General features: G+C 71.8%; 25 protein-coding genes. 9 read left to right on the forward strand and 16 right to left on the reverse strand.

The window, feature by feature from the left end:
* The first annotated feature begins 1 nt into the window (after window position 1).
* Window positions 2–880 (forward strand): deoxyribonuclease IV, encoded by an 879-nt coding sequence (locus OO68_RS32020; protein WP_033312703.1) that lies wholly within the window; start codon window positions 2–4, stop codon window positions 878–880.
* 4 nt (window positions 881–884) lie between these two features.
* Here OO68_RS32020 and OO68_RS32025 read toward each other — a convergent pair whose 3' ends face one another.
* Window positions 885–1,535, reverse strand: coding sequence for a sulfite oxidase-like oxidoreductase (locus OO68_RS32025; RefSeq protein ID WP_033312704.1), 651 nt, complete (start codon window positions 1,533–1,535; stop codon window positions 885–887).
* 175 nt (window positions 1,536–1,710) lie between these two features.
* Between OO68_RS32025 and bfr the strand changes: the two genes are divergently transcribed.
* The gene (bfr, locus tag OO68_RS32030) at window positions 1,711–2,187 is read left to right on the forward strand and encodes a bacterioferritin (RefSeq protein WP_033312705.1); all 477 of its coding nucleotides are present in this window, start codon (window positions 1,711–1,713) and stop codon (window positions 2,185–2,187) included.
* 9 nt (window positions 2,188–2,196) lie between these two features.
* On the opposite strand, the gene OO68_RS32035 is transcribed toward bfr, so the two are convergent.
* Complete coding sequence (locus OO68_RS32035) at window positions 2,197–2,424, reverse strand: (2Fe-2S)-binding protein (RefSeq protein WP_033312706.1); 228 nt, start codon at window positions 2,422–2,424, stop codon at window positions 2,197–2,199.
* A 164-nt stretch (window positions 2,425–2,588) separates the two neighbouring features.
* Window positions 2,589–3,941 carry a class II 3-deoxy-7-phosphoheptulonate synthase gene (locus tag OO68_RS32040; RefSeq protein WP_033312707.1) on the reverse strand — a complete coding sequence of 451 codons (1,353 nt, stop codon included), beginning with the start codon at window positions 3,939–3,941 and terminating at the stop codon, window positions 2,589–2,591.
* Window positions 3,942–4,037: 96 nt separating this feature from the next.
* On the opposite strand from OO68_RS32040, the gene OO68_RS48630 reads away from it, so the two are divergent.
* Both OO68_RS48630 and OO68_RS32045 read left to right on the forward strand, forming a co-directional pair.
* Complete coding sequence (locus tag OO68_RS48630; RefSeq protein ID WP_078625594.1) at window positions 4,038–4,094, forward strand: trp operon leader peptide; 57 nt, start codon at window positions 4,038–4,040, stop codon at window positions 4,092–4,094.
* Window positions 4,095–4,198: 104 nt separating this feature from the next.
* Window positions 4,199–6,064, forward strand: coding sequence for an anthranilate synthase family protein (locus tag OO68_RS32045; RefSeq protein ID WP_033312708.1), 1,866 nt, complete (start codon window positions 4,199–4,201; stop codon window positions 6,062–6,064).
* A 78-nt stretch (window positions 6,065–6,142) separates the two neighbouring features.
* Here the strand turns inward: OO68_RS32045 and OO68_RS32050 are convergent, their stop codons facing one another.
* Genes OO68_RS32050 through OO68_RS32065 form a run of 4 tightly spaced genes read right to left on the reverse strand, consistent with a single transcriptional unit; the run spans window position 6,143 to window position 9,968 of the window.
* A complete protein-coding gene (locus tag OO68_RS32050) occupies window positions 6,143–7,171 on the reverse strand; it encodes a 6-phosphofructokinase (RefSeq protein WP_033312709.1) in 1,029 nt (342 codons plus the stop codon).
* Between the two features lie 53 nt (window positions 7,172–7,224).
* Window positions 7,225–7,914: a response regulator gene (locus tag OO68_RS32055; protein WP_033312710.1), complete on the reverse strand. Its 690-nt coding sequence runs from the start codon at window positions 7,912–7,914 to the stop codon at window positions 7,225–7,227.
* On the reverse strand, window positions 7,911–9,137 hold the full coding sequence (macS, locus tag OO68_RS32060; protein WP_033312711.1) for a MacS family sensor histidine kinase: 1,227 nt from the start codon (window positions 9,135–9,137) through the stop codon (window positions 7,911–7,913). The genes OO68_RS32055 and macS overlap by 4 nt, the downstream gene beginning before the upstream one ends.
* A gap of 27 nt (window positions 9,138–9,164) precedes the next feature.
* The gene (locus OO68_RS32065) at window positions 9,165–9,968 is read right to left on the reverse strand and encodes a lysophospholipid acyltransferase family protein (protein WP_033312747.1); all 804 of its coding nucleotides are present in this window, start codon (window positions 9,966–9,968) and stop codon (window positions 9,165–9,167) included.
* A gap of 203 nt (window positions 9,969–10,171) precedes the next feature.
* Between OO68_RS32065 and OO68_RS32070 the strand changes: the two genes are divergently transcribed.
* Window positions 10,172–10,969: an alpha/beta hydrolase gene (locus tag OO68_RS32070; protein WP_033312712.1), complete on the forward strand. Its 798-nt coding sequence runs from the start codon at window positions 10,172–10,174 to the stop codon at window positions 10,967–10,969.
* Complete coding sequence (locus tag OO68_RS32075) at window positions 10,962–11,591, forward strand: hypothetical protein (RefSeq protein WP_033312713.1); 630 nt, start codon at window positions 10,962–10,964, stop codon at window positions 11,589–11,591. Before OO68_RS32070 ends, OO68_RS32075 begins: the two co-directional genes overlap by 8 nt.
* Here OO68_RS32075 and OO68_RS32080 read toward each other — a convergent pair.
* From OO68_RS32080 to OO68_RS32105, 6 genes are all read right to left on the reverse strand, one after another.
* Complete coding sequence (locus OO68_RS32080) at window positions 11,588–12,355, reverse strand: endonuclease/exonuclease/phosphatase family protein (RefSeq protein ID WP_033312714.1); 768 nt, start codon at window positions 12,353–12,355, stop codon at window positions 11,588–11,590. The genes OO68_RS32075 and OO68_RS32080 overlap by 4 nt on opposite strands.
* A 114-nt stretch (window positions 12,356–12,469) precedes the next feature.
* On the reverse strand, window positions 12,470–13,423 hold the full coding sequence (locus OO68_RS32085) for an ROK family glucokinase (RefSeq protein WP_031107652.1): 954 nt from the start codon (window positions 13,421–13,423) through the stop codon (window positions 12,470–12,472).
* Between the two features lie 133 nt (window positions 13,424–13,556).
* Window positions 13,557–14,075, reverse strand: coding sequence for a DUF5304 domain-containing protein (locus OO68_RS32090; protein ID WP_033312715.1), 519 nt, complete (start codon window positions 14,073–14,075; stop codon window positions 13,557–13,559).
* 104 nt (window positions 14,076–14,179) lie between these two features.
* Window positions 14,180–15,349: an ArsA family ATPase gene (locus OO68_RS32095; RefSeq protein ID WP_033312716.1), complete on the reverse strand. Its 1,170-nt coding sequence runs from the start codon at window positions 15,347–15,349 to the stop codon at window positions 14,180–14,182.
* A 290-nt stretch (window positions 15,350–15,639) separates the two neighbouring features.
* Window positions 15,640–16,080 carry an SRPBCC family protein gene (locus tag OO68_RS32100; RefSeq protein ID WP_033312717.1) on the reverse strand — a complete coding sequence of 147 codons (441 nt, stop codon included), beginning with the start codon at window positions 16,078–16,080 and terminating at the stop codon, window positions 15,640–15,642.
* Between the two features lie 111 nt (window positions 16,081–16,191).
* Entirely contained in the window at window positions 16,192–16,989 is a 798-nt protein-coding gene (locus OO68_RS32105) for a metallophosphoesterase family protein (RefSeq protein ID WP_078625591.1), read from the reverse strand.
* Between the two features lie 297 nt (window positions 16,990–17,286).
* On the opposite strand from OO68_RS32105, the gene OO68_RS32110 reads away from it, so the two are divergent.
* A complete protein-coding gene (locus tag OO68_RS32110; protein WP_033312719.1) occupies window positions 17,287–19,083 on the forward strand; it encodes an AMP-dependent synthetase/ligase in 1,797 nt (598 codons plus the stop codon).
* Between the two features lie 15 nt (window positions 19,084–19,098).
* Here the strand turns inward: OO68_RS32110 and OO68_RS32115 are convergent, their stop codons facing one another.
* Window positions 19,099–20,736: a GMC oxidoreductase gene (locus OO68_RS32115; RefSeq protein WP_450269369.1), complete on the reverse strand. Its 1,638-nt coding sequence runs from the start codon at window positions 20,734–20,736 to the stop codon at window positions 19,099–19,101.
* A gap of 138 nt (window positions 20,737–20,874) precedes the next feature.
* A complete protein-coding gene (locus OO68_RS32120) occupies window positions 20,875–22,017 on the reverse strand; it encodes a glycosyltransferase family 4 protein (protein WP_033312721.1) in 1,143 nt (380 codons plus the stop codon).
* Window positions 22,018–22,134: 117 nt separating this feature from the next.
* Here OO68_RS32120 and OO68_RS32125 point away from each other — a divergent pair, with 117 nt between their 5' ends.
* The gene (locus tag OO68_RS32125) at window positions 22,135–23,370 is read left to right on the forward strand and encodes a glycosyltransferase 87 family protein (protein ID WP_033312722.1); all 1,236 of its coding nucleotides are present in this window, start codon (window positions 22,135–22,137) and stop codon (window positions 23,368–23,370) included.
* Here OO68_RS32125 and OO68_RS32130 read toward each other — a convergent pair.
* Window positions 23,331–24,653 carry an MATE family efflux transporter gene (locus OO68_RS32130; RefSeq protein WP_033312723.1) on the reverse strand — a complete coding sequence of 441 codons (1,323 nt, stop codon included), beginning with the start codon at window positions 24,651–24,653 and terminating at the stop codon, window positions 23,331–23,333. The genes OO68_RS32125 and OO68_RS32130 overlap by 40 nt on opposite strands.
* Window positions 24,654–24,773: 120 nt before the next feature.
* Here OO68_RS32130 and OO68_RS32135 point away from each other — a divergent pair, with 120 nt between their 5' ends.
* Complete coding sequence (locus tag OO68_RS32135; protein WP_033312724.1) at window positions 24,774–25,304, forward strand: PadR family transcriptional regulator; 531 nt, start codon at window positions 24,774–24,776, stop codon at window positions 25,302–25,304.

Genomic DNA, 25,304 nt, shown 5'->3' on the forward strand with positions numbered 1-25,304 from the left:
GGTGAACAGTCAGCTGTCCGGCCCCTCCCGCAACCCCGTGGGCGGCCACGTCCCGGTGGCGGGCGGGCTCCATTCCGTAGGCCTGTCGTACGCCCGTGACCTGGAGGCGGAGGCCGTCCAGGTCTTCGTCGCCAACCCGCGCGGCTGGGCCACGCCCGCCGGCAACCCGAAACAGGACGAGGCGTTCCGCGCGGCGTGCGCGGACGGGTCGATCCCGGCCTATGTGCACGCCCCCTACCTGATCAACTTCGGATCGCACACCGAGGCGACCGTGGAGCGGTCGGTGGAGTCGCTGCGGCATTCACTGCGGCGCGGCCGGGAGATCGGGGCGCTCGGCGTGGTCGTCCACACGGGCAGCGCGACCGGCGGCCGGGAGCGGTCGGTGGCGCTGAAGCAGGTACGGGAGCACCTGCTGCCGCTGCTGGACGAGCTGACCCACGACGACGACCCGTACCTGCTGCTGGAGTCGACGGCCGGACAGGGCGCCTCGCTGTGCTCGCGGACGTGGGACTTCGGCCCGTACTTCGAGGCGCTGGACGCCCATCCGATGCTCGGCGTGTGCCTGGACACCTGCCACATCTATGCCGCGGGGCACGACCTGACCGGCCCGAGCGGCATGCACCGGACGCTGGACCTGCTGGTGGACACCGTCGGCGAGGGCCGGCTGAAGCTGATCCACGCCAACGACTCCAAGGACGTGGTGGGCGCCCACAAGGACCGGCACGAGAACATCGGCGTCGGCCACATCGGCGAGGATCCGTTCCGGGCCCTGATGACGCACCCCGCGACCGCGGGCGTGCCGCTGATCATCGAGACGCCGGGCGGCAAGCAGGGGCACGCGGCGGATGTGGAGCGGCTGAAGAAGCTGCGCGAGGGCTGAGGCGTCAGAGGTCGGGGCCGTCCCCCGGCAGCTCCTGGTACGAGTAGCGCTGCTCTCGCCAGGGGTCGCCGATGTTGTGGTAGCCGCGCTCCTCCCAGAAGCCCCGCCGGTCGGCGGTCATGTACTCCACGCCGCGCACCCACTTGGGACCCTTCCAGGCGTAGAGGTGGGGGACGATCAGGCGCAGTGGGAAGCCGTGCTCGGCGGTGAGCAGTTCGCCGTCCTTGTGGGTGGCGAAGAGGACCTGCTCGTCGGCGAAGTCGGACAGTCTCAGGTTGGAGCTGAATCCGTACTCGGCCCACACCATCACATGGGTGACGTCGTCGGCGGGCGGGGCGAGGTCGAGGAGCGTGCGCGCGGGGATGCCGCCCCACTCGGCGCCCAGCATGCTGAACTTCGTCACGCAGTGCAGATCGGCCACCACGGTGGTGTGGGGCAGGGCCGTGAACTCCTCGTGGGACCAGCAGTGCTTGCCGCCGCCCGCGGTGGCGCCGAAGACCCGGAACTCCCAGCGCTCGGGCCGGAACTTGGGGACGGGCCCGTAGTGCGTGACCGGCCAGCCGCGTTGCAGCCGCTGTCCCGGGGGCAGCTCCGGCTGCGTCGCTCCTGCTGGATCGCGCCCTTCTCCCGATTCGTGTTCCAGCGGCTGACCCATGTCTCCATCCTGACAGACCCCGGGTGATGCCCCTGACCGGGCCCACTCCGAAAAGGGACAAACTCAACTAAGCATGCCCTTACTTACTAAGTGCAGACTTACTGGACGATCTTCTTCACCAGTGGAATCATGCGGCGCAACCTGCCAGTTCCCCCGCGTGGAAGGAGCCTCTGCGATGCAGGGCGACCCCGAGGTCCTCGAATTCCTCAACGAGCAGCTGACCGGCGAGCTGACGGCGATCAACCAGTACTGGCTGCATTACCGGATCCAGGACAACAAGGGCTGGACCAAGCTCGCCAAGTACACGCGTGAAGAGTCCATCGATGAGATGAAGCATGCGGACAAGATCACCGAACGCATTCTCATGCTGGACGGCCTGCCCAACTACCAGCGGCTCTTCCATGTACGGGTCGGCCAGACGGTCACCGAGATGTTCCAGGCGGACCGGCAGGTCGAGGTCGAGGCGATCGACCGGCTCAGGCGCGGCATCGAGGTGATGCGCAGCAAGGGCGACATCACGTCCGCGAACCTCTTCGAGTCGATCCTGGAGGACGAGGAGCACCACATCGACTACCTGGACACGCAGCTGGAGCTGATCGAGAAGCTCGGTGAGGCGCTGTACATCGCGCAACAGATCGAGCAGCCGAGCTGAGGCCTGCCGTCAGGCGGCGTCTTCCAGCTCCGTGAGCACCGGCTCGCCCCGGTCGGCCAGATCGCGGCAGGATCCCCTGCCCAGAATCGCCTGGATGCGGCGTACACAGGACCCGCAGTCCGTGCCCGCCTTGCAGGCGGAGGCTATCTGGCGGGGGGTGCAGGCGCCGCCGTCCGCGTGCTGCTTGACCTGCTGCTCGGTGATCCCGAAGCAACTGCAGACGTACACGCGGTTCACCTCCGACGGGTCGTTCTCGATGTGCCGTCCCCGTTGATCGGTGAGGCTAACCTAACCTTACCCGTCGGGTCCGGAGCGCAAAAGTGGAGAGGGGCGCGGATCGTGTGATCCGCGCCCCAGTCCTTGCCCCGGTAAGAGGCGGACCCGTCACTGGCCCCTGTACATCACTGGTCCCGGTACATCTCGGCCACGAGGAACGCCAGGTCGAGCGACTGGCTGCGGTTGAGCCGCGGGTCGCAGGCCGTCTCGTAGCGCTGGTGCAGGTCGTCGACGAAGATCTCGTCGCCGCCGCCCACGCACTCGGTGACGTCGTCGCCGGTGAGCTCCACGTGGATGCCGCCCGGGTGGGTGCCGAGGGCCTTGTGGACCTCGAAGAAGCCCTTGACCTCGTCGAGCACGTCGTCGAAGCGGCGCGTCTTGTGCCCGGAGGCCGCCTCGAAGGTGTTGCCGTGCATCGGGTCGGTCACCCAGGCCACGGTCGCGCCGGAGGCGGTGACCTTCTCGACCAGCTCGGGGAGCTTGTCGCGGACCTTGTCGGCGCCCATGCGGACGATGAACGTCAGCCGGCCCGGCTCACGCTCGGGGTCGAGGCGCTCGATGTACTGCAGCGCGTCCTCGGCGGTGGTCGTCGGACCCAGCTTGATGCCGATGGGGTTGCGGATCTTCGAGGCGAACTCGATGTGCGCGTGGTCCAGCTGGCGGGTGCGCTCACCGATCCACACCATGTGCCCGGAGACGTCGTACAACTGCCCCGTGCGCGAGTCGACCCTGGTCAGCGCGGACTCGTAGTCGAGCAGCAGCGCCTCGTGCGAGGCGTAGAACTCGACCGTCTTGAACTCCTCCGGGTCGGCCCCGCAGGCGTGCATGAAGTTGAGCGCCTGGTCGATCTCGCGGGCCAGCTGCTCGTAGCGCTGGCCCGACGGGGACGACTTCACGAAGTCCTGGTTCCAGGCGTGCACCTGGCGCAGGTCGGCGTAGCCGCCGGTGGTGAAGGCGCGCACCAGGTTCAGCGTGGAGGCGGACGCGTGGTACATCCGCTTCAGCCGCTCGGGGTCCGGGATCCGGGCCTCTTCGGTGAAGTCGAAGCCGTTGACGGAGTCGCCGCGGTAGGTCGGCAGCGTCACGCCGTCGCGGGTCTCGGTCGGCTTGGAGCGCGGCTTGGAGTACTGGCCGGCGATGCGGCCGACCTTCACGACCGGCACGGACGCGGCGTACGTGAGCACGGCGCCCATCTGGAGCAGCGTCTTCAGCTTGTTGCGGATGTGGTCGGCGGACACCGCGTCGAAGGCCTCGGCGCAGTCGCCGCCCTGGAGGAGGAACGCCTCTCCCTTGGCGACGGCCGCCATCCGGGCGCGCAGCTGGTCGCACTCGCCCGCGAAGACGAGCGGCGGATACGACTCGAGGTCCGCAACGACTGCGCGCAGAGCCTCGGTGTCGGGGTACTCGGGCTGCTGCGCCGCGGGCAGGTCTCGCCAGGTGTTGCCAGCGGAGGCGCTGGTCTTAGCGTTCACGGTCACAACCTCAACACTACGGGGTCGTGTCGGGCGTCCTGACCCATGACCAGCAATTGAGACACCCCGAACACTCCCCGGACATGGGGTAGGGTGCGTCGCATGTTCGCGCATTCGACCCAGACCTGGTGGTGGACCGCTCATCCGGCGGCCCGCTGACTGCGCGTACCCACGACTTCGCGAAGGCCGCCCGAGGGGCGGCCTTCGGTGTTTCCGGGGTCCGTTCCTCTCGCACCGATCTCACCGAGATGGAGCACGGACCCATGAACCTGCTCGGCTTGCCGGACGACCCCCGTCCGTTCGCCCTGCTGCGCCGCCGCACCCCGGGCCACGACCAGGAACAGGTCGAGGTCCTGATCGGCCCGGTCGCCCCGCACGACCGCCTCGCCGACCTCCCCGACCGCAGCCTCGCACTGGTGCCCTTCCGGCAGATCCGCGAGCGCGGCTTCGACGTCCGCGACGACGGCACGCCCCTGCTGGCCCTCACGCCCGAGGAGTCGTACGACGTCCCGCTGGCCGAAGCCCTGGAGCAGCTCCCGGCACACGACGTCCGTGTCGAGGGCGGCGGTTTCGATGTCGCCGACGAGGAGTACGGCGAGATCGTCGGGCGCGTGCTGCGCGAGGAGATCGGGCGGGGCGAGGGCGCGAACTTCGTGATCCGGCGGACCTACGAGGGAGAGATCCCCGGGTTCGGGCGGGCCGACGCGCTGGCCCTGTTCCGTCGGCTGCTGGAGGGCGAGCGGGGGGCGTACTGGACGTTCGTGGTGCACACCGGGGACCGCACCCTGGTCGGGGCCAGCCCCGAGGTGCACGTGCGGATGTCCGGCGGCACGGTCGTCATGAACCCGATCAGCGGCACCTACCGCTACCCCGCCGAGGGGCCCACGCCCGAGCACCTGCTCGGCTTCCTCGCCGACGGCAAGGAGATCGAGGAGCTGTCGATGGTCGTCGACGAGGAGCTCAAGATGATGTGCACCGTCGGCGACATGGGCGGGGTCGTGATCGGGCCCCGGCTGAAGGAGATGGCGCACCTCGCGCACACCGAGTACGAGCTGCGCGGGAAGTCCTCGCTGGACGTGCGGGACGTGCTGAGGGAGACGATGTTCGCGGCGACCGTCACCGGCTCGCCCGTGCAGAACGCGTGCCGGGTCATCGAACGGCACGAGACCGGCGGGCGGGGGTATTACGCGGGCGCGCTGGCCCTGATCGGCCGGGACTCCGGCGGCGCCCAGACCCTCGACTCCCCGATCCTGATCCGCACCGCCGACATCTCCGCAAGCGGGCGGCTGCGCGTTCCGGTCGGCGCCACACTCGTACGCGGTTCCGACCCTCGGAGCGAGGTCGCCGAGACCCATGCGAAGGCGGCAGGTGTCCTGGCGGCCCTGGGCGTACGGCCGGGACGGCCGCGCGAGGAGTCCGTGCGGCCGCGGCTGGCCGACGACCCCCGGGTGCGTGCCGCACTCGACGGACGCCGCTCCTCGCTCGCCCCCTTCTGGCTGCGGATGCAGGAGCGCTCCGCGGAACTCACCGGCCGCGCCCTGGTCGTCGACGGCGAGGACACCTTCACGGCGATGCTCGCGCACGTGCTGCGCAGCGCCGGCCTGGAGGTGAGCGTGCGGCGGTACGACGAGCCGGGGCTGCGCGAGGCGGTGCTCGCGCACCAGGGGCCCGTCGTGCTCGGGCCCGGTCCGGGCGACCCGTCCGACCTCGCCGATCCCAAAATGCGCTTCCTGCGCGGCCTCACCGCCGAGGTGATCCGCGGCGAACGGCAGGGCGTGCTCGGGGTGTGCCTCGGGCACGAGCTGATCGCGGCCGAGCTGGGGCTGGACATCGTCCGGAAGGAAGTGCCGTACCAGGGGGCGCAGACGGAGATCGAGCTGTTCGGGCGGCGGGAGACCGTCGGCTTCTACAACAGCTTCGTGGCGCGCTGCGACGACGAGGCGGCGGCCGGGCTGTCGGCGCACGGGGTCGAGGTCGCGCGCGCCGCCGACGGGGAGGTGCACGCGCTGCGCGCCCGCGGCTTCGCGGGCGTGCAGTTCCATCCCGAGTCGGTGCTGACGCTGAACGGCGCGGCGGTGGTGCGCGAGCTGGTGGCACAGGTGCGGGGCACGGGCGCGCCCTCGGTCTGACCCGGATCCGGCCGACTCGGTCCGACCCGGTGCCGGCCGGGGCCCGCTCGGCCCCGGCCGGCACCGGGCGTCGGCCGGTCAGCCGAAGAACACCCCGACCTCCTCGTACAGCGCCGGATCCACCGTTTTCAGGCGGGCCGTGGCGTCCGCGATGGGGACGCGGACGATGTCGGTGCCGCGCAGGGCGACCATCCGGCCGAAGTCGCGGTCGCGGACGCAGTCGATGGCGTGCAGCCCGAAGCGGGTGGCGAGCCAGCGGTCGAAGGCGCTGGGGGTGCCGCCACGCTGGACGTGGCCGAGGACCGTGGTGCGGGCCTCGTTGCCCGTGCGCTTCTCGATCTCCTTGGCGAGCCACTCGCCGACCCCGGACAGCCGGACGTGCCCGAAGGAGTCCAGCGACTGGTCCTTGAGGACCATGTCGCCGTCCTTGGGCACGGCCCCCTCGGCGACGACGACGATCGGCGCGTACGACGCCCGGAAGCGGGAGGTCACCCAGGCGCACACCTGCTCGACGTCGAAGCGCTGCTCGGGGATGAGGATGACGTTGGCGCCGCCGGCGAGGCCCGAGTGCAGGGCGATCCAGCCGGCGTGGCGGCCCATCACCTCGACGACCAGGACGCGCATGTGGGACTCGGCGGTGGTGTGCAGCCGGTCGATGGCCTCGGTCGCGATGCCGACGGCGGTGTCGAAGCCGAAGGTGTAGTCGGTGGCGGACAGGTCGTTGTCGATCGTCTTCGGCACGCCCACGCAGGGCACGCCGTGTTCGTCGGAGAGGCGGGCGGCCACGCCGAGGGTGTCCTCGCCGCCGATGGTGATCAGCGCATCGACCTCCAGCTCGGCGAGGGTCTGCTTGATCCGGCGGATGCCGTCCCCCGCCTTCAGCGGATTGGTCCGTGAGGAGCCGAGAATCGTGCCGCCGCGGGGCAGGATGCCGCGCACGGCCGGGATGTCGAGACGGACGGTGGCGTTCTCCATGGGTCCTCGCCAGCCGTCCCGGAAGCCGGTGAAGTCATAGCCGTACTCCTGCACGCCCTTGCGGACGATGGCCCGGATGACGGCGTTGAGCCCGGGGCAGTCGCCGCCTCCGGTCAGTACTCCGACGCGCATGGAACAGTCCCTTCGCCGCAGGTGCCTGACGAAGGGTCAGTGTGACGGGCGTCTCACTCGTCGTCGAGGCCGCGCTCTATCGCGTACCTGACGAGTTCGACGCGGTTGTGCAGCTGGAGCTTGCCGAGGGTGTTCTGGACGTGGTTCTGCACCGTGCGGTGGGAGATGACCAGGCGTTCGGCGATCTGCTTGTAGCTCAGGCCCTTGGCGACCAGCCGCAGCACCTCGGTCTCGCGGTCGGTGAGGCGGGGCGCCTTGGGTTCGTCGGCGTCGGCGGCGGGGGCGGGCTCGGAGGCCAGGCGGCGGTACTCGCCGAGGACCAGCCCGGCGAGGCCCGGAGTGAAGACCGGGTCGCCGGCGGCCGTGCGGCGGACCGCGTCCTGGAGTTCGGCGGTGGAGGCCGACTTCAGCAGATAGCCGGTCGCGCCGGACTTCACGGCCTCCAGGACGTCGGCGTGCTCGCCGCTCGCGGACAGCACGAGGACGCGCAGCGCGGGGTTCTCGCCGACGACCTCCTTGCAGACCTGGACGCCGGGCTTGCCGGGCAGGTTCAGGTCGAGCACGAGGACGTCGGGGGCGGCGGCCTTGGCGCGGCGTACGGCCTGGTCGCCGTCGCCCGCCGTGGCGACCACCTCGAAGCCCGACTCGGCGAGGTCGCGGGCGACGGCGTCGCGCCACATGGGGTGGTCGTCGACGACCATGACCTTGATCGGGTCCTGCCGGTCCCCGCTGGTGTCCGTCATCGCTGCTCCGCCTTCCCCCGTGTGTCCGTCACGTCCTTCGGTACCTTCAACTCGACCTCCGTGCCCTGGCCCGGCACCGAGATCAGCTCCGCGCTGCCGCCCAGGTCGCGCAGCCTGCCGCGGATGGACAGGGCGACGCCGAGCCGCCCCTCGCCCTCGGCCTGGTCGAGCCGCCCCACCGGGATGCCGGGGCCGTCGTCCCGGACGGTGACGATCACCTCGTCCGGCTCGTCCTCGACGAGGATCCAGGCGCGCGCGTCCTGACCGGCATGCCGGCGGACGTTGTCCAGGGCGGCCCCGACGGCTGCGGCGACCTCCCGGGCGGCGGCCGGCGCGAGCGGCACGGGCGCGCCGGGCTCCGCCAGGCTGACCCTGGCCCCGGCGTACGGCGCGAGCAGGGTGCGCAGGTCGACGGGGCCGCTCGGCTCCGGCTCCTCGTCGACGGCCCGGACGAGCGCGCCCTCGGCGGCGTCCTCCGAGACCCGGGAGACGGGCACGAGGCCGCCGGAGACGAGGGTGCGCAGCGCGACCTCCTGCTCACCGGCCATCCGGCCCAGCTCGGCCGCCTCTCCCCCGAGCACGGCCCCGCGGCGCTGCACCATCGCCAGCACCTGGAGCACGCTGTCGTGGATGTCCCGGGCGAGGCGCTCCCGCTCGCGCGTCGCGGCCTCGATCTCCAGGGCGCGGGCGAGGGTGCGCTCGGAGGCGCGGGCGACCTCGACGACGTAGCCGATGGCGATGGAGGCGATGCAGACCAGGATGACGTTGTGGACGGTGTCGCGGGCCGGGCTGCCGCGCTCGACCAGGTTGGCGACGGCCACGAGGCCGGAGGCGAGCCCGGCCCAGCGCCAGCCGCCCTTGATGGCGAAGGCGAGGACGGCACCGGCGGTCCATATCGACGGCAGCGTCGGGCCGCCCGCCTGGACCCGCTCATGGGCGTCGGCGACCGGCGTGAGCAGGATGCCGGTGACGGCGATGGTGAGGTCGGCGGCGAGGAACCGCTTGGTGCAGCGGGCGGCGTTCGCGACGCGGGGCAGCGTGGCCAGGGTCCAGGCGCACAGCACGGCGTAGTAGACGACGGCGACCCAGGGGCGGGTGAACTCGTCGTAGGCGGTGGCGAACAGGCCGACCGCGTACAGCATCGTGAGCACCCGGTACCCGGTGAGGGCACGCCACAGGGGCTGCTCGACCGACATCCTCATGACTCGCTCGCGCTTGGCCATCTCCCCCGCCCCCGACCGAAGCCCCGGCTAGGGCCCGGTCCGCCGCTCCTGCTGCTCCGGCTGCTGCTTTTCCTTCTCCCGCTTTTCCTTCTCGGCCTGTTCCTTCTCGGCCCGTGCGAGAGCGGCCTTGGCCGCCTTCTCGGCTTCCTTCTCCGCCTTCGCCGCTTCGGTGAGCTGCCGCTTCATGGCCGTGGCGTACATGTCGACGTACTCCTGGCCGGAGAGGTTCATGATCTCGTACATGACCTCGTCGGTCACCGCGCGCAGCACGAACCGGTCGTGCTCCATGCCCTGGTAGCGGCTGAAGTCCAGGGGCTTGCCGATCCGGATGCCGGGCCGCATCAGCTTCGGCACGACCTTCCCGGGCGGCTGGATCTTCTCCGTGTCGATCATGGCGACGGGGATGACCGGCGCGCCCGTGGCGAGCGCCACGCGCGCGAGGCCGCCCGGCTTGCCCCGGTAGAGCCGTCCGTCGGGCGAGCGCGTGCCCTCCGGGTAGATCCCGAACAGCTCACCGCGCTCCAGCACGTCGATGCCGCTCTTGATGGCGGCCTCGCCCGCGCCGCGCGCACCGGAGCGGTCCACGGGAAGCTGCCCGACCCCCTTGAAGAAGGCGGCCGTCAGCCGGCCCTTCACACCGGGCGTCGTGAAGTACTCGGCCTTCGCGATGAAGGTGACCTTGCGGTCGAGGACGGCGGGCAGGAAGAAGGAGTCGGAGAACGACAGGTGATTGCTCGCCAGGATCGCAGCGCCCTCGGCGGGTACGTTCTCCAGGCCCTCCACCCAGGGTCTGAAGGCGAGCTTCAGCGGACCCCCGATGGTGACCTTCATCGCGCCGTACAACAACCGAGTGCCTCCTGTATGTGTCGATCAGACCTTAACCCGGAGCGCCGTCAAAGGCTCCGACGGCCCTGGTCGGTGTCAGTGCGGTCGCGTACGGTGAAGGTCCCGCGAACGACGTGCGACCCCTTTCCATGACGTTCCGTGACATTCCGTGATCGTGCCAGTCCCTTCTCACGACCAGGAGGCCGAAGGTGCCGGTCCTTGCCGGAGCCGAGCCGTTTCACCACGAGGGCGGAGAGGTCGCCGTCCTCCTCTGCCACGGCTTCACCGGATCACCGCAGTCGCTGCGCCCCTGGGCGGAGCACCTCGCCGAGCACGGCCTGACCGTCTCCCTGCCGCTGCTGCCCGGGCACGGCACGCGCTGGGAGGACCTGCGGATCACCGGCTGGCAGGACTGGTACGCGGAGGTGGACCGCGCGCTGCGTGTGCTGTGCGAGCGCCGCGAGACGGTCTTCGTGGCCGGTCTGTCCATGGGCGGCGCGCTCGCCCTGCGGCTGGCCGCCAAGCACGGCGACGCCGTCCGCGGTGTCATGGTCGTCAACCCCGCGAACAAGGTGCACGGCCTGGCCGCCCACGCCCTCCCGGTGGTGCGCCACCTCGTCCCCGCGACGAAGGGCATCGCCAGCGACATCGCCAAGCCGGACTGCGCGGAGCTCGGCTACGACCGGGTTCCGCTGCACGCGGCGCACTCGCTGCGGCAGTTCTTCCAGGCCACCGACCGCGAGTTGCCGCAGGTCACGCAGCCGGTGCTGCTGATGCGCAGCCCGCAGGACCACGTGGTGCCGCCCGCCGACTCGGCCCGGATCCTCAGTCGCATCTCCTCGACGGACGTGAAAGAGGTCATCCTGGAACAGAGCTACCACGTCGCCACGTTGGACCATGACGCGGACCGGATCCACGAGGAGAGCCTCGCGTTCATCGGCCGCATCGCGTCCGCCCTCGGCAAGGAGCCCGGGCTCGGCAAGGAAGGGACGACCGCAGGTGGCTGAGCACGACTCCGACCGCGAGGGCCGGGAGCCGGAGGAGAGGGGCGTCCCCATCGACGAGGAGGCCGCCTGGGCGGCGATCGTCGCCGGGTACGGCGAGGAGCCGCCGGACCCGCCGGGCGCCAAGCCGTTCAAGTCCATCGAGGACCTGGCCCTGCCGGCGACCGGGCCCAACGAAGCCGGGATCGACGGCGACCGGGGCGACACGGCCGTGAAGTCCGGGGACACCGTCAAGCCGGCGGAGCCGCGGGAGGCCGAGGAGCCCGGGGACAAGGCCGTGCAGCCCCTGGGAGGCTCGATCTCGTTCGCGCCCGGCGTCGGCCCACGCGACTACACCACGCCCGAGCCCGCCGAGGACGACTTCGATGAGGACGACGAGGGCCACTTCGTGCCCCCGGAGCCGCCCCCGCTGCCCACCGCCGACCCGACCTCCAAGTTCGCCTGGCTCGGCGTGCTCGGCGGGCCGGTGCTGCTCCTGCTGGCCGTGCTGCTCGGCTGGGACATGACGTGGTGGCTGGCCACGCTGGGGATCGGCGGATTCCTGGGCGGGTTCGCGACGCTGGTGATGCGCATGCGCACGGACGACGAGGACGACGACGACCCCGGGCGGGGCGCGGTCGTCTAGGAAGCCTGGGAAGACTGGGAAGCGGGGACTCTGAGGGCGGCCAGGACCGGAAGGTGGTCCGTGGCCGCCCTCAGGTCCGCGTCGGACACCCCCGGCAGGCCGTGGGACGGCACGCCGCAGCCCAGGACCTCGATGCCCTGCGTCACGAAGATCGCGTCGATGCGCTGGTAGGGGTCGGCGGGCGTCCAGGTGTGCTCGCCGCCCCAGGGGGCCGCGGCCCGGCAGTCGGTGAGGCGGTCGGCCAGGCGGCGGAAGGCCGGGCCGCCGGGGCGTTCGTTGAGGTCGCCGCCGGCGATCAGGTGCTCCACGCCCATGCCGGAGAGCCGGTCCAGCAGCATGCCGGACTGCTCGTAGCGCTCGCCCTTCTGGAGGGACAGGTGGCAGCTGAGCACGCCGAGGCGGGCGCCGGCGATGCGGACGACCGCGGTGGCGAAGCCGCGGCGGTGCAGGCCGGGGGTGGGGGGCAGGAGGATGTCCTCCGTGCGTTCGACGGTCGCGCGGAGCGAGCTGAGGATGGCCGGGCCCGTGGTGGTGGCGCCGCCGGTGACGATCACGAGGTCGGAGGCGAGGGCGAGGCGGGCGAGTTTCTTGCGCCAGCGGAAGAAACGGGGGGCTTCTTGGATGAGGACGAGGTCGGGCTCACAGGCCTTGATGACGCGGGCCAGGGCTTCGGTGTCGTCGCGCATGGAGCGGATGTTGTAGCTGAGGACCCTGATGACTGCGGAACCGTCGCGTTCGGTACGCGAGTTGGGGAGCAGCGACATGTGATCAATTTACGCCCAAAGGGGCGGGGCGCGGGGATGGTGCGCGAGTGCCGGTCGTGTGTGGCTGATCGCGCAGTTCCCCGCGCCCCTGAAGCGCGCGTCCCCTGAGGGCGTCTACATGATCGGGTCGGGCTCGCGGGCCAGGTCCGCCGCGCCCACCAGGCCGGCTTTGTTGCCCAGTTCCGCCGCGCGGACCTCGGCCACCGGGCGCCAGTTGCCGCCGACCAGCCAGCGCTTGTACGACTTGCGGATCGGGCCCAGGACCAGCTCGCCCTCGTCGGAGAGACCGCCGCCGACGATGAACGCGGAGGGGTCGAAGAGGGAGGCGAGGTCGGCGAGGCCCGCGCCGACCCAGCGGGCCAGTTCACGGTAGGAGTCGACGGCGACCCGGTCGCCCTGGCGGGCGGCCATGGAGATGTGCTTGCCCTCGATGCCGTCGGGCGTGCCGTTGCCGAGGCCGAGCAGCGTCTCGGCGTTCTCGGGGGTGGCGTTGGCGCGCTGCTTGGCGTACCTCACCAGGGCCCGGCCCGAGGCGTACTGCTCCCAGCAGCCCTGTGAACCGCATCCGCACAGCAGGCCGTCCGGCACCATCCGGATGTGGCCGAACTCGGCGGCCACGCCGAAGTGTCCGCGGCGCAGCTTGTTGCCGATGATGATGCCGCCGCCGAGGCCGGTGCCCAGCGTGATGCAGATGACGTTGCGGTGGCCCTTGCCGGCACCGAACTTGTACTCGCCCCACGCCGCCGCGTTGGCGTCGTTCTCCACGACGACCGGGAGGCCCACGCGGGCCTCGACCTTCTCCTTGAGCGGCTCGTTGCGCCAGTGGATGTTGGGCGCGAAGTAGACCTCGGAGCGCTGCCGGTTGACGTAGCCGGCGGCGCCGATGCCCACGCCGACGATGTCGTGCCCGACGCGTGCGCCGTCCACCGCCGAAGCGATGGCGTCCACGATGCCCTCAGCCGTGCCCGGGGTCGGCACCTTGTGGGTCGAGAGGATGTTGCCTTCCTCATCGACCACGCCGGCCGCGATCTTCGTGCCGCCGATGTCGACGCCGATGGTGAGTCCCATGAATCCCTCAGTTTCGGTCGAGCCCCGCTACGGATAACGGTACCCGAGGCCCTGCCGTCGGTCGGCGGTCGTCCGCACGGTGGGCACCCCCGGGCGGCCGCACCGGAAGTGCCGCTCGGCCGGGACCGGGGACTCAGTCCAGGTCGATGCGCTCCCCGGGACCGGCGTCGTCGCCCCGGTCCCGGCGTCCGCCCCGGTCCCGGCGTCCGCCCTGGTCACGGGGGTCGCCCTGGTCGTCGCGGCCGGTCCAGCGGCGCTCTTGGGCCTGGACGGCGGAGCGGTAGGCGGCGAGCAGTTCGTTCCCGGCCGCCGCCAGGTGGTCGAAGACGTCCGGATTGCGCTCGATGACGGGTTCCACGGCGTCCTTGGCCTGTTGCACGACCTGCCGGACGACCTGCTGGGCTGCGGGCCCTGCGACCGCGCCGAGCAGCGGCGACTGGACGCCGGACAGCTTCTCCGCGACGGCGTCGACGAGCTTCTTCAGCTCGTCGGCCGCGGAACCCGGGGGCGTGCCGTACTGGGTGCGGCGGCGGGCCTTCTCCGCCTGGAGGTCCTCGGCGCACGCGGTCGCCCAGGCGTCGGCGTCGCTCGCCCGCACCTCGTCCGCGGCCTCTTCGCGGGCGGCGCCGGACGGGGAGGGCTCTTCGCTCATGACGGACTCCTGACTACGGTTCGTCCCTACGACGTTACCCGAACGGGCGTACCGCGTTCACGGGCCGGGGCCGGCCGATCCGGCCCGGTCCGTCGCCCGCTGGGTCACCGGCTCTGCGGCCACAGCCCGGGGTCGGGTACGAAGCGGATCCGCAGCTCGCCCTCGCGCAGGGCGGCCCCGTCGACGGTGCAGCGGCGCAGCGCGGAGGGCAGCGGGACGATCCGGCGGAACCGCCCCGCCGTGACGACGAGTTCGTCGCCGCGCCGGACGAGGTCCAGTTCCTCGCGTATGGCGCCGGGCAGCGGGATCCGCCAGACGAGGACGCCGTCCTCGCCGAGCCGGTCGGTCACGGGCCAGTCGGCCGCGGGGGGCGCCGGCCGGCCGCCGGGCACGGCGAGCGCGGTGAGGTCGTCGGTGCCGCGCGGGTCGTGTCCGAGGTGGGCCACGGTCCGGACGTCGTACGACTCCCGCCACTCCTCCAGCGTCTTGCGCTGCTGGGCGACGGGTCCGGCGAGCCAGGTGTCCGGGGAGGCCTCGGGCAGGACCCGGTTGGCGATCACGAGGTCGGTGCGCAGACCGCGCAGGGCGAGGCCGAGGCCGGCGGTGCGCAGCGCTTCGGCACCGGCCGGGCCGGGCTCGGCGACCAGGCGTACGACGGTGTCGCGGTCGGCGACGACCGCTTGGACGGCGGCCAGTTCCAGGTCCCAGCGGCCGGCCGTCTCGTAGAGCCACTCGGCGGGCATGGGGACGCCGGCGAGGCGGCCGAGGACGGGGCGCAGGGCGCGGGCTGCCTGCCGTTCGGCCGGGAGGAGGCGGCGCAGGTAGCGGCGGAGTTCCTCGGGCAGGGCGAGGAGGGCGAGGGCCTGCGGGGCCGGGGGGAGGTCCACGACGAGGGTGTCGTACTCCTCCGACAGCGCGGCGTCGCGCAGGGCGCGCAGCAGGGCGAGTTCCTCGGCGCCGGGCAGGGGGGTGAGTTCCTCGGGGTCGAGGCGGGGGGCGCCGAGGAGGTCCAGGGCGGTGGAGGCGCGGTCCTGGAGTGCCGTGAGGTCTTTGCAGAAGTCCTGGGCGGCGTCGGGGCGCCAGGCGGTGAGCCCGGGGGCGGCCTGGACCGGGGCCGGGCCGGTCGGCACCCCCAGGGCGGCACCGAGGGTGTCCGTGCGGTCGGTGCCGAGGACGAGGGTGCGGGTGCCCTCGGCCGCCGCGGCCAGGGCGGTCGCGGCCGCGAGGGTGGTACGACCGCTGCCGCCGGGGCCGGTGATCAGGATGGTGCGCATGGGGCTGAACGGTACCGGCGTTGACCAGGTGCCTGGTGTGATGCTGTTGGGCGGGGCCGTTGCGCAACCCGGCGGTGCGGGTGCCGCTGCGCCCGCTCTCCCCCGAGCTCTCGGCCTTGCTCGGGCACGGGCCCCCATCGCCTCAGCGGCACGACTGCCCGCAGCCGAGCCGGCCCAGGGGCGCGGGGAACTTGCGCGACCGGCCACGGCGGGCCCGCGCCGGCACACGGGCGAACCGGCTGAGCGGCTCGCCCGGCCGGGCCGCGCACGCGCACCCTGCGGCGGGGCCCCTACTTGCCCGACTCCACCCGCTTCTTCAGACCCGCCAGCGCCCGGTCGATGATGACCTTCTCCGCCTTGCGCTTGATCATGCCGAGCATGGGGATCTTGACGTCCACGGTCAGGAGGTACGTCACCTCCGTGCCGCCCGCGCCGGACGGCTTGAGGATGTACGAGCCGTCGAGGGAGCGCAGCATCTGGGACTTCACCAGCGTCCAGGACACCTCGTTCTCGCCGGTCCAGGTGTACCCGAGGACCTGGTCGTCCTTGATCGCGCCCGCGTCCATGACGAGGCGGACCTGCTCGGCGCGGCCCTGGGCGTCGGTCTTGAGGACCTCCGCCTCCTTCACCTCACCGGTCCAGTCCGGGTAGCGGGCGAAGTCGGAGATGACCGCCATGACGTCGGCCGGGGCGGCCTCGATGGTGATGCTCGAGCTGGTGTGTTCCGCCATCGCCGTGGCTCCTCCAGATGCGGGCCGGTAAGACGTCGTCCTGCGCACGTGTGTGCAGCGTGAAGGCTACCGCGCACGGGGCCCGCGGATCTCACCCGACCTGGGCCGCCCTCACCACTCCAGCGCCCACGGGGTCCCGGTCGACGCGAAGTGCCCCACGTTCACACACTCGGTCGCCCCGATCCGCATCCTCTTCACCAGCGGCTGGTGGACGTGCCCGAAGAGGGAGTAGCGGGGCCGGGTGCGGCGGATGGCGTCCAGCAGGGCCCGGCTGCCGCGTTCGAAGCGGCGGGCGACGGTGTCGTAGACCAGCTCGGGGACCTCGGGCGGGATGTGCGTGCAGAGCACGTCGACCTCGCCGACCGCCTCGATCTTCGCCGCGTACTCCTCGTCGCTGATCTCGTACGGCGTGCGCATCGGTGTGCGCAGGCCGCCGCCGACGAAGCCGAAGACCCGGCCGCCGATCTCGACGCGCTCGCCGTCGAGGACGGTCGTGCCGGGGCCCGCGTACTCCCGCCACAGGGGCGGCATGTCGACGTTGCCGTAGGTCGCGTACGTAGGAGAGGGGAATGCGGCGAACAGCTCGGCGTACTGCTTGCGGACCGCCTCCTCGATCACCGTGGCGCGGTTCTCCTGGAGGCCGGCCCACAGCGAGGCCCCGAGCACCCTGGCCTCCTCGAAACGGCGGGCGGTGCGCAGCGCGACGATGCGGTCGGCGTTCTCGACGCCGAACAAGTCGGGGAAGATGCCGCGCGAGTGGTCCGCGTAGTCGAGGAAGAGGACGAGATCGCCCAGGCAGATCAGGGCGTCGGCGCCCTCGCCAGCCCTGGCCAGGTCGCGGGCGTTGCCGTGCACGTCGCTGACCACGTGGACGCGCGTCCGCTGGTTTCCGGCTGGTGTGGGTGCCATGACGATCAAGCGTAGGTCGCGCGCTGCCCTTGTGAACAGTGGCGGCCCTACCTGCGGTTACTGGCCAGTCAGTTAGCCCGTGGACTACTGTGCGCGAAGGAATACCCAACTGTGTGACGCAGCGAACATCTCGATGGGACCCCCTGTCGTAGAAGCCATACCGGCGGGTAACGTCCGGGCAGTCCAGTCGTGCTCTGCATTTCAACAAGTGAATGCGCGAGCACCTCCCCGAGCCTTGGACCGCACCGTCGCAGCACACACCGTCGTGGCGCCGGCGCCCTATGAGGAGCAGCAGTCTTGCGCGAGTTCAGCCTTCCGGCTTTGTACGAGGTCCCTGCGGACGGAAATCTGACCGACATCGTCCGCAGAAACGCCGCGCAGCACCCGGACGTCGCCGTCATCGCCCGCAAGGTCGGCGGCAGCTGGCAGGACGTCACCGCCACCACCTTCCTCGCCGAGGTGCACACGGCGGCCAAGGGACTGATCGCCGCCGGGGTCCAGCCGGGCGACCGGGTGGGCCTGATGTCCCGCACGCGGTACGAGTGGACGCTGCTGGACTTCGCGATCTGGAGCGCGGGCGCGGTGACCGTGCCGGTGTACGAGACCAGTTCACCGGAGCAGGTGCAGTGGATCCTCGGCGACTCGGGCGCGACCGCCTGCGTGGTGGAGTCGCAGGCCCACGCGGCCGCGATCGAGTCGGTGCGCGACGGGCTGCCGGCGCTCAAGCACGTGTGGCAGATCGACGGCGGCGGCGTCGACGAGCTGGGCCGGCTCGGCCAGGACGTCACCGACGAGACGGTCGAGGAGCGGGGCTCGTTCGCCAAGGCCGACGACCCGGCGACGATCGTCTACACCTCCGGCACCACCGGCCGCCCCAAGGGCTGCGTGCTCACCCACCGCAGCTTCTTCGCCGAGTGCGGCAACATCGTGGAACGGCTGCGTCCGCTGTTCCGCACCGGCGAGTGCTCGGTGCTGCTGTTCCTGCCGCTCGCGCACGTCTTCGGCCGGCTGGTGCAGATCGCGCCCATGATGGCGCCGATCAAACTGGGCACGGTCCCGGACATCAAGGACCTCACCGACGAGCTGGCCGCGTTCCGCCCGACGCTGATCCTCGGTGTGCCGCGCGTCTTCGAGAAGGTCTACAACTCGGCGCGCGCCAAGGCCCAGGCCGACGGCAAGGGCAAGATCTTCGACAAGGCCGCCGACACCGCGATCGCCTACAGCAAGGCGCTGGACACCCCCTCGGGCCCGTCGTTCGGCCTGAAGATCAAGCACAAGACGTTCGACAAGCTCGTCTACAGCAAGCTCCGGGCGGTCCTCGGCGGCCGGGGCGAGTACGCCATCTCCGGCGGCGCCCCGCTGGGCGAGCGCCTCGGGCACTTCTTCCGCGGCATCGGCTTCACGGTCCTGGAGGGCTACGGCCTGACCGAGTCCTGTGCGGCCACCGCGTTCAACCCCTGGGACCGGCAGAAGATCGGCACGGTCGGGCAGCCGCTGCCCGGCTCGGTGGTGCGCATCGCCGACGACGGTGAGGTGCTGCTGCACGGCGAGCACCTGTTCAAGGAGTACTGGAACAACCCCGGCGCGACCGCCGAGGCGCTGGCAGACGGCTGGTTCCACACCGGTGACATCGGCACCCTCGACGAGGACGGCTACCTCCGGATCACCGGCCGCAAGAAGGAGATCATCGTCACCGCGGGCGGCAAGAACGTCGCCCCGGCCGTGATCGAGGACCGCATCCGGGCGCACGCGCTGGTCGCGGAGTGCATGGTGGTGGGCGACGGGCGGCCGTTCGTGGGCGCGCTGGTCACCATCGACGAGGAGTTCCTGGGCCGCTGGTGCTCCGACCACGGCAAGCCGGCGGGTTCCACCGCGGCGTCGCTGAGCGAGGACCCGGACCTGCTGGCCGCGATCCAGGCGGCGATCGACGACGGCAACGCCGCGGTGTCGAAGGCGGAATCGGTGCGGAAGTTCCGCATTCTGTCCTCCCAGTTCACGGAGGAGTCGGGTCACCTGACGCCCTCGCTGAAGCTGAAGCGGAACGTGGTGGCGAAGGACTACGCGCACGAGGTCGAGGCGATCTACGCGAAGTGACCTCGGCCGGGCCGGCTATGGCGCGGTGTCCTCGGCGAGGACCCGCGCCATCGTGCGTTCGGCGAGGGCGGTGATGGTCACGAAGGGATTGACCCCGAGCGACCCGGGCACGAGCGAGCCGTCGGTGACGTACAGGCGGGAGTACCCCTTGACCCGCCCGTAGGCGTCCGTCGCCCGGCCCAGCACGCAGCCGCCCAGCGGGTGGTAGGTGAAGTCGTCGGCGAAGACCTTGCTGCCGGAACCGAACAGGTCGTACCGGTAGATCGTCGCGTTGGCCGCGTTGATGCGGTCGAAGAGCTTCTTGGCCATGGCGACGGAGACCGCCGAGTGGGCGGCCGTCCAGCCGAGCCGGAGCCGGTCCGAGCCGGTGTCGTAGGAGAAGGACGCCCGTTCCCGGTTCCTGGTGATCGCCAGGTAGAGGCTCACCCAGTGCTCCAGACCCGTCGGCAGCGGGGCGATCTCGGCGAACACCGGGTTGGCGGTGTTCGCCCAGTCGTCGATGCCCATGACCGGCATGGTCGACTGGTTCGCGCCCACGGTGTCCCACAGGTGGTTGGCCCGGCCGAGCATCACGTTGCCGTTGGCGCCCCAGCCGGCTCCGACGCTTGCGTCGAGTTCGGGCAGGGTGCCCGTCTCCCGGGCGCGCAGCAGCAGTTCGGTCGTGCCGAGGCTGCCGCCGCCGAGGAAGAGGTACGTGCAGCCGTACTCCTTGGTCTCGACGACGCGGCCGGTGTGGTCGATGCGGTCGGCGGTCAGGACGTAGGTGCCGTCCGGCGCGCGGCTGATCGCGCGCACCTTCTCCAGGGTGTGGACGGTGACCTTGCCGGTGCCGAGCGCGCCGGCGAGGTACGTCTTGTCGAGGCTGCGCTTGCCGTGGTTGTTGCCGTAGATGACCTCGCCGCCGAGCGCCGACTTCGGGGCGGTGCCGGCCGCCTCACGCTGCATGTGGCCGAAGTCGTAGACGCTGGGGACGAAGGTGGTCCGCAGGCCGGTCTTCTCGGCGTGCTTGCGGGAGACCCGGCTGAAGCGGTACCACTCCGTCGACTCGAACCAGGCCGGATCGACGGTGTTCACGCCCAGAGCGGCCCGGGCGCGCGGGAAGTACGTGCCGTACATCTCGTCGGCGTCGACGGTGGGGAACTGTTCGGCGAAGTACGGCCGGGGCGGGGTGACCGCCATGCTGCCGTTGACCAGGGAGCCGCCGCCGACGCCCCGGCCGACGTACACGGACATGTGGTCGAAGTGCACGCGGTCCAGGACGCCCGGGTAGCGGCCGATGTCCCGGTTGACGACGTCCAGCCAGAGGAAGGTGCCGAGGGGGGCCTCGGTGCGGTCGCGGAACCACATGGAGCGGTGGTCGGGTGCGCTGGTGGTGCAGAAGACCTTGCCGTCGGGGCCGGCGGTGTTCCAGAGGCGGCCCATCTCCAGGACGATCGTGCGGATGCCGGCCTGGCCGAGACGGAGCGCGGCCACGGCGCCGCCGTAGCCGGAGCCGATGACGATCGCGGGGGCGGTGTCGACCGCGTCGGGCTGGGCGGCTCGGGCGCTTTCGAGGCCGATGCGGGTGAAGCCGAGGGTGGCTGCGGTCTGCAGGGCTGCCATGCCCAGGATTTGACGTCTTGTCAGGTGACGATGCGTCAGGTTAGATGTCATGGGCGCAGCATCGGCGGATTTTTGGGTTCCGCCTAGTGGGGTGCAGCTTGATCCTTGTGGGCGGGCGCGGGCTGTCTGTGGTTTCTCGCGCCCACGCGGCGGAGCCGCATATCGGTACAGCCCCGCGCCCCTATGGCCCTAAAGCAAGCTTTTGAGGTTCTCCGCGAGCAAATCCCAGCGCCACTTCTCCTCGACCCACTCCCTGCCCCGCTCCCCCATCCTGCGGCGCAGCCAGGGGTCGCCGAGGAGGACGGTGATGCGGTCGGCCGTCTCCTCCGGGGAGCCGCCCCTCACCACCCAGCCCGTCTCGCCGTCCAGGACCGCGTCCGGGGCGCCGCCGGAGTCGCCGGCCACGACCGGGAGGCCCGTCGCGGAGGCCTCCAGGTAGACGATGCCGAGGCCCTCGACGTCCAGGCCGCCGCGGCGGGTGCGGCAGGGCATCGCGAAGACGTCGCCGACGCCGTAGTGGGCGGGCAGCTCGGACCAGGGCACGGCGCCGGTGAAGCGTACGGCCGAGGCGACGCCGGTCTCGTGCGCGAGCCGCCGCAGGTCCTGCTCGTACGGGCCGCCGCCGACGATCAGCAGGACGGTGTCCGGCTCGGCCGCCAGGATGCGCGGCAGGGCCCGGATCAGTGTGTCCTGGCCCTTGCGGCGCACGAGCCGGGAGACGCAGACCACGACCGGGCGGTCCGTCAGGCCCAGCCGGGCCCGCACCTCCTCGCCGCCGGAGCCGGGGTGGAAGGTCTTCTCGTCGACCCCGGGCGGCAACTGCGCCATCCGCGCTGCCGCGCCGGGCGTCAGGGCGGAGGCGATGCGTGAGCGGGTGTACTCGCCGAGGTAGGTGATGGTGTCGGTGGAGTCCCCGATCCGCCGCAGCAGCTGCCGGGCCGCGGGCAGCTGCGCCCAGCCGGCCTCGTGGCCGTGCGTGGTGGCGACCAGCCGCTCGGCGCCCGCCGCGCGCAGGGCCGGTGCCATCAGGCCGAGCGGGGCCGCCGCCCCGAACCACACCGAGGTGCAGCCGTGCTCCCGCAGCAGACCGACGGCCCGCCGGGTGGGACCCGGCGTGGGAAGCAGCATGGTCGTGCGGTCCCGTACGACGGTGAAGGGCTGCTCGGCGTCGAAGGCGCGGGTCGCCTCGACGCCCTCCCGGGTCCGCTTCCAGGTCGAGGCGTAGACGACCAGCCGCTGCGGGTCCAGCCGCAGCGCCATGTTGTGCAGGAACGCCTGGATGCCCCCGGGCCGCGGCGGGAAGTCGTTGGTCACGATCAGGGTCTTGCGCACGCCGCCGACCCTACCCAACGGCCCTTGCCGCCGTACGCGCCGGCAGGTATGGCACGCTCACAGCTGACGGGCCCATCATGGCCCCCTCAACACGGCGCACGAACGGGCAGGGATCACGTGAAGACGACGGGCACGAGGCGGTCCCTGGCATGGCTGCCGGTGGTCTGGTGTCTCACGAGGCTGTTGCTGCTGCTTTTCGTCCTGAAGGTGTACGTCTTCCCAGGCCCGGACGTCACGAGCGACGTGCACGTGATCTACCGGGGCTGGTACGAGGTCCTCAGCACCGGAACGTTCCCGCTGCGCGACGTCACCTGGCAGTACCCGCCCGCCGCCGCGCTGGCGATCCTCTCCCCCGGCCTGCTGCCCTTCCTGGACTACGGCACCGCGTTCTTCGTACTGGTCTGCGTCACCGACCTGGCCGTGCTGGTCCTGATGACCTGCGCCGGACGCCGCCCGGGCCGCTCGCTGCGCGGCGCCTGGGTGTGGGTGATCGGCGTGCCGCTGCTCGGCCCGACGGTCTACGCCCGCTACGACGTGATGGTCGCGGCGGTGGCCATGGCCGCCCTCCTCGCGGGCGCCCGGCACCCGAAGGCGCTGGGGGCCCTGGCCGCGTTCGGCGCCCTGCTGAAGGTCTGGCCGGCGATGCTGCTGCTGGCCGCCCGCCGCCGCAGCGCCTGGGTGTCGGCCCTGGTGACGGGCATCGTGGTGACGGGTGCGTTCGCGCTGGCCATGCCGGGCGCGTTCGCGTTCCTGACCTTCCAGCGCGACCGGGGCACAGAGGTGGAGTCGCTCGGCGCGCTGGTCTTCCATGTCGCGCGGCACTTCGGCTGGCAGGGCGAGGTGAAGCTGAACTACGGCTCGATCGAGTTCCTCGGGCCGTATGTGAGCGAGGTGAGCACGGGCGCCCTGTTCCTGACCGGGGCGGCCTTCGGCTGGCTGGTGCTGTGGCGGCTGCTGGCCAAGCGCTTCGAGGAGCACACGCTCGCCGACGCGGCCTTCGTGGCGGTGCTGATGTTCACCACCACCAGCCGGGTGATCAGCCCGCAGTACATGGTGTGGCTGGTCGGGCTGGCGGCGGTGTGCCTGTACTACCCCGGGAGCCGGATGCGGCTGCCGGTCGTCCTGGTGCTGGTGGCGTGCTTCGTGACGGTGCTGGAGTTCCCGTTCTACTTCGCCAACGTCGTCGCCAGCGACGGCCTCGGCCTCACCCTGCTGTTCCTGCGCAACGGCCTCCTGGTGGCCGCCGCGCTGATCGCGGCCCGTGCCCTGTGGCGTGCGGCGGTGCCGCGTACCCTCCCCGCCGCCGTGCCCGCTCAGCCCGTCCGGACCGACGAGACCCCCGTCTCCTCCTGAACCGGGTCCCGCCGGAACAGCAGCCCCGCCGCCGCGCACTGCACGGCCGCCGCGAGCGCCATCGCGAGACACACCCCGGGGAGCCCGAACTCCGTGAGGGCGTACGCCAGTCCCAGCTGGACGGCCGTCCCGAGCACGGTCACCCGCAGCAGCACGGGGGCCCGCCCGCTGCCCTCGAAGACCCCGCCGAGCGCGATGAGGCAGCCCAGCAGCACCAGGTAGGGCCCGACGCAGCGCAAGAACAGCACGCCCTCGCCCGCGACCCGGGGCCCGGCGCCGAAGGCGGCCATGATCCACGGGGCGGTGACGGCCAGGAGCACGGCGGCGGCGAGCCCGACGGCGCCGGAGAGGAGCACGGCCTGCCGCCCGATCGCCCGCCGGGCGTCCTGTCCGGCGCCCCGCGCGTGCGCGGTATGGATGGAGGCGGCCTGCCGGACGGCGTAGAAGGCCATGGTCGCCACGTACATGACCTTGTAGGCGATCGCGTACGCCGCCACCGCCGTCACCCCGAGCCGCGCCACGACCGCGACCAGGACCAGGGCGCCGGTCTGCCGCACGGTGAAGTCCGCTGACATGGGCAGGCCGGTCCTCAGCGTGCGCCGCAGGGAGGCCTCCAGGGGCTCGCCCGGTTCGGCCCTGCGGGCCGTGCGCAGCAGGGGGGAGCGCCGCAGCGCCACCAGTCCGGCCCCGAGCGCCACGCACCGGGACAGCACCGTCGCGGCGGCGGCGCCCCGGACGCCGTAGAGGTGGATGAAGAGCGGGTCGAGGGCCAGGATCAGGCCGCCTGCCAGCAGGGCGAGGCGCATCGGGGTGCGGGTGTCGCCGGTGCCCTTGAGGATGCCGTCGACGAGCTGCTGGGCGAAGAAGACGGCCAGGCCCGGCATGGAGAGCGTGAAGTAGGCGACGGCGAGCGGGAGTGCGGCACTGTCGGCCCCGCCCAGCACCAGCCGGGCAAGCGGTTCGCGCCCCAGCAGACCGCAGGCCACGACCACCGGCGTCACCAGCGCCCACAGCGCCCACCCGCCGCGCACCGCGGCCCGTACGGCGGCGGGGTCGCGGGCGCCCCGGGCGTGGGCGACCAGCACGGTCGTGCCGGAGCCGAAGACCAGGGCGATGCCGAGCAGCACGTTCTCCGTGGTGGTCGCCACGGCGACGGCGGCCACGGCCGGTCCGCCCAGCCGGGCGACCCAGACGGTGTTGATGATCCCGGCGGCGACGGAGGCGAGCAGCGAGAAGTAGACGGGCCGGGCGAGCAGCACGAGCTGTTCGCGGTGGGCGTTCACGGTGAGGGTCCCCCTGAGTCCTGATGAACCGCGATGCGGCCTACCTCGATTCGAGCTATCACGTTTCGAGGTATCTCGCTAAGAGGTAGCATGCGCCCTGACCCGCCCGCAAGGAGGACCATGCTGGAGCTGTCGATCCTGGGCTTCCTGGCCGAGGAGCCCCTGCACGGCTATGAGTTGAAGGACCGCATCACGGCGCTGACCGGGCATGTCCGGCCGGTCAGCGACGGCGCGCTCTACCCGGCGATCACCCGGCTCACCGCGAAAGGCCTGCTCGACCAGCACACCGAGCCGGGCGCGAGCGCGGCCCCGCGCCGGATCCTCGCCCTCACCGCCGAGGGCCGGGAGGAACTGCTGGCGCGCCTGCGCGACCCGAAGCAGACGGAGATCACCGACCACGTCCGCTTCAATACGGTCCTCGCGTTCCTGCGCCACCTGCCCGACCGGCACGAGCAGGCCGCGGTGCTGCGCCGCCGGCTGGACTTCCTCCAGACGCCGTCGAGCTTCTTCTACGACTCCGGCAAGCCGGTCCGCGCCGAGGAGTCGGACGACCTGTTCCGCCAGGGCATGCTGCGCGTGGCCCGGGCGACGGGCGAGGCCGAACGGGCCTGGCTGCGCGAGGCCATCGAGCTGCTCGACCGGCCGGAGTGA

The sequence above is a fragment of the Streptomyces iakyrus genome (assembly GCF_000717055.1).
Classification (GTDB): Bacteria; Actinomycetota; Actinomycetes; order Streptomycetales; family Streptomycetaceae; genus Streptomyces; species Streptomyces iakyrus.

What these genes read in the sequence shown, in the direction of transcription:
- OO68_RS32095 (WP_033312716.1), bottom strand. Translation starts at nt 15,349, where the DNA reads ATGCGCACCATCCTGATCACCGGCCCCGGCGGCAGCGGTCGTACCACC.
- OO68_RS32100 (WP_033312717.1), bottom strand. Translation starts at nt 16,080, where the DNA reads ATGGCGGAACACACCAGCTCGAGCATCACCATCGAGGCCGCCCCGGCC.
- bfr (WP_033312705.1), top strand. Translation starts at nt 1,711, where the DNA reads ATGCAGGGCGACCCCGAGGTCCTCGAATTCCTCAACGAGCAGCTGACC.
- OO68_RS32065 (WP_033312747.1), bottom strand. Translation starts at nt 9,968, where the DNA reads ATGAAGGTCACCATCGGGGGTCCGCTGAAGCTCGCCTTCAGACCCTGG.
- OO68_RS32045 (WP_033312708.1), top strand. Translation starts at nt 4,199, where the DNA reads ATGAACCTGCTCGGCTTGCCGGACGACCCCCGTCCGTTCGCCCTGCTG.
- OO68_RS32115 (WP_450269369.1), bottom strand. Translation starts at nt 20,736, where the DNA reads ATGACATCTAACCTGACGCATCGTCACCTGACAAGACGTCAAATCCTG.
- OO68_RS32085 (WP_031107652.1), bottom strand. Translation starts at nt 13,423, where the DNA reads ATGGGACTCACCATCGGCGTCGACATCGGCGGCACGAAGATCGCGGCC.
- OO68_RS32135 (WP_033312724.1), top strand. Translation starts at nt 24,774, where the DNA reads ATGCTGGAGCTGTCGATCCTGGGCTTCCTGGCCGAGGAGCCCCTGCAC.
- OO68_RS32025 (WP_033312704.1), bottom strand. Translation starts at nt 1,535, where the DNA reads ATGGGTCAGCCGCTGGAACACGAATCGGGAGAAGGGCGCGATCCAGCA.
- OO68_RS32090 (WP_033312715.1), bottom strand. Translation starts at nt 14,075, where the DNA reads ATGAGCGAAGAGCCCTCCCCGTCCGGCGCCGCCCGCGAAGAGGCCGCG.
- OO68_RS32080 (WP_033312714.1), bottom strand. Translation starts at nt 12,355, where the DNA reads ATGTCGCTGCTCCCCAACTCGCGTACCGAACGCGACGGTTCCGCAGTC.
- OO68_RS32055 (WP_033312710.1), bottom strand. Translation starts at nt 7,914, where the DNA reads ATGACGGACACCAGCGGGGACCGGCAGGACCCGATCAAGGTCATGGTC.
- macS (WP_033312711.1), bottom strand. Translation starts at nt 9,137, where the DNA reads ATGGCCAAGCGCGAGCGAGTCATGAGGATGTCGGTCGAGCAGCCCCTG.
- OO68_RS32050 (WP_033312709.1), bottom strand. Translation starts at nt 7,171, where the DNA reads ATGCGCGTCGGAGTACTGACCGGAGGCGGCGACTGCCCCGGGCTCAAC.
- OO68_RS32105 (WP_078625591.1), bottom strand. Translation starts at nt 16,989, where the DNA reads ATGGCACCCACACCAGCCGGAAACCAGCGGACGCGCGTCCACGTGGTC.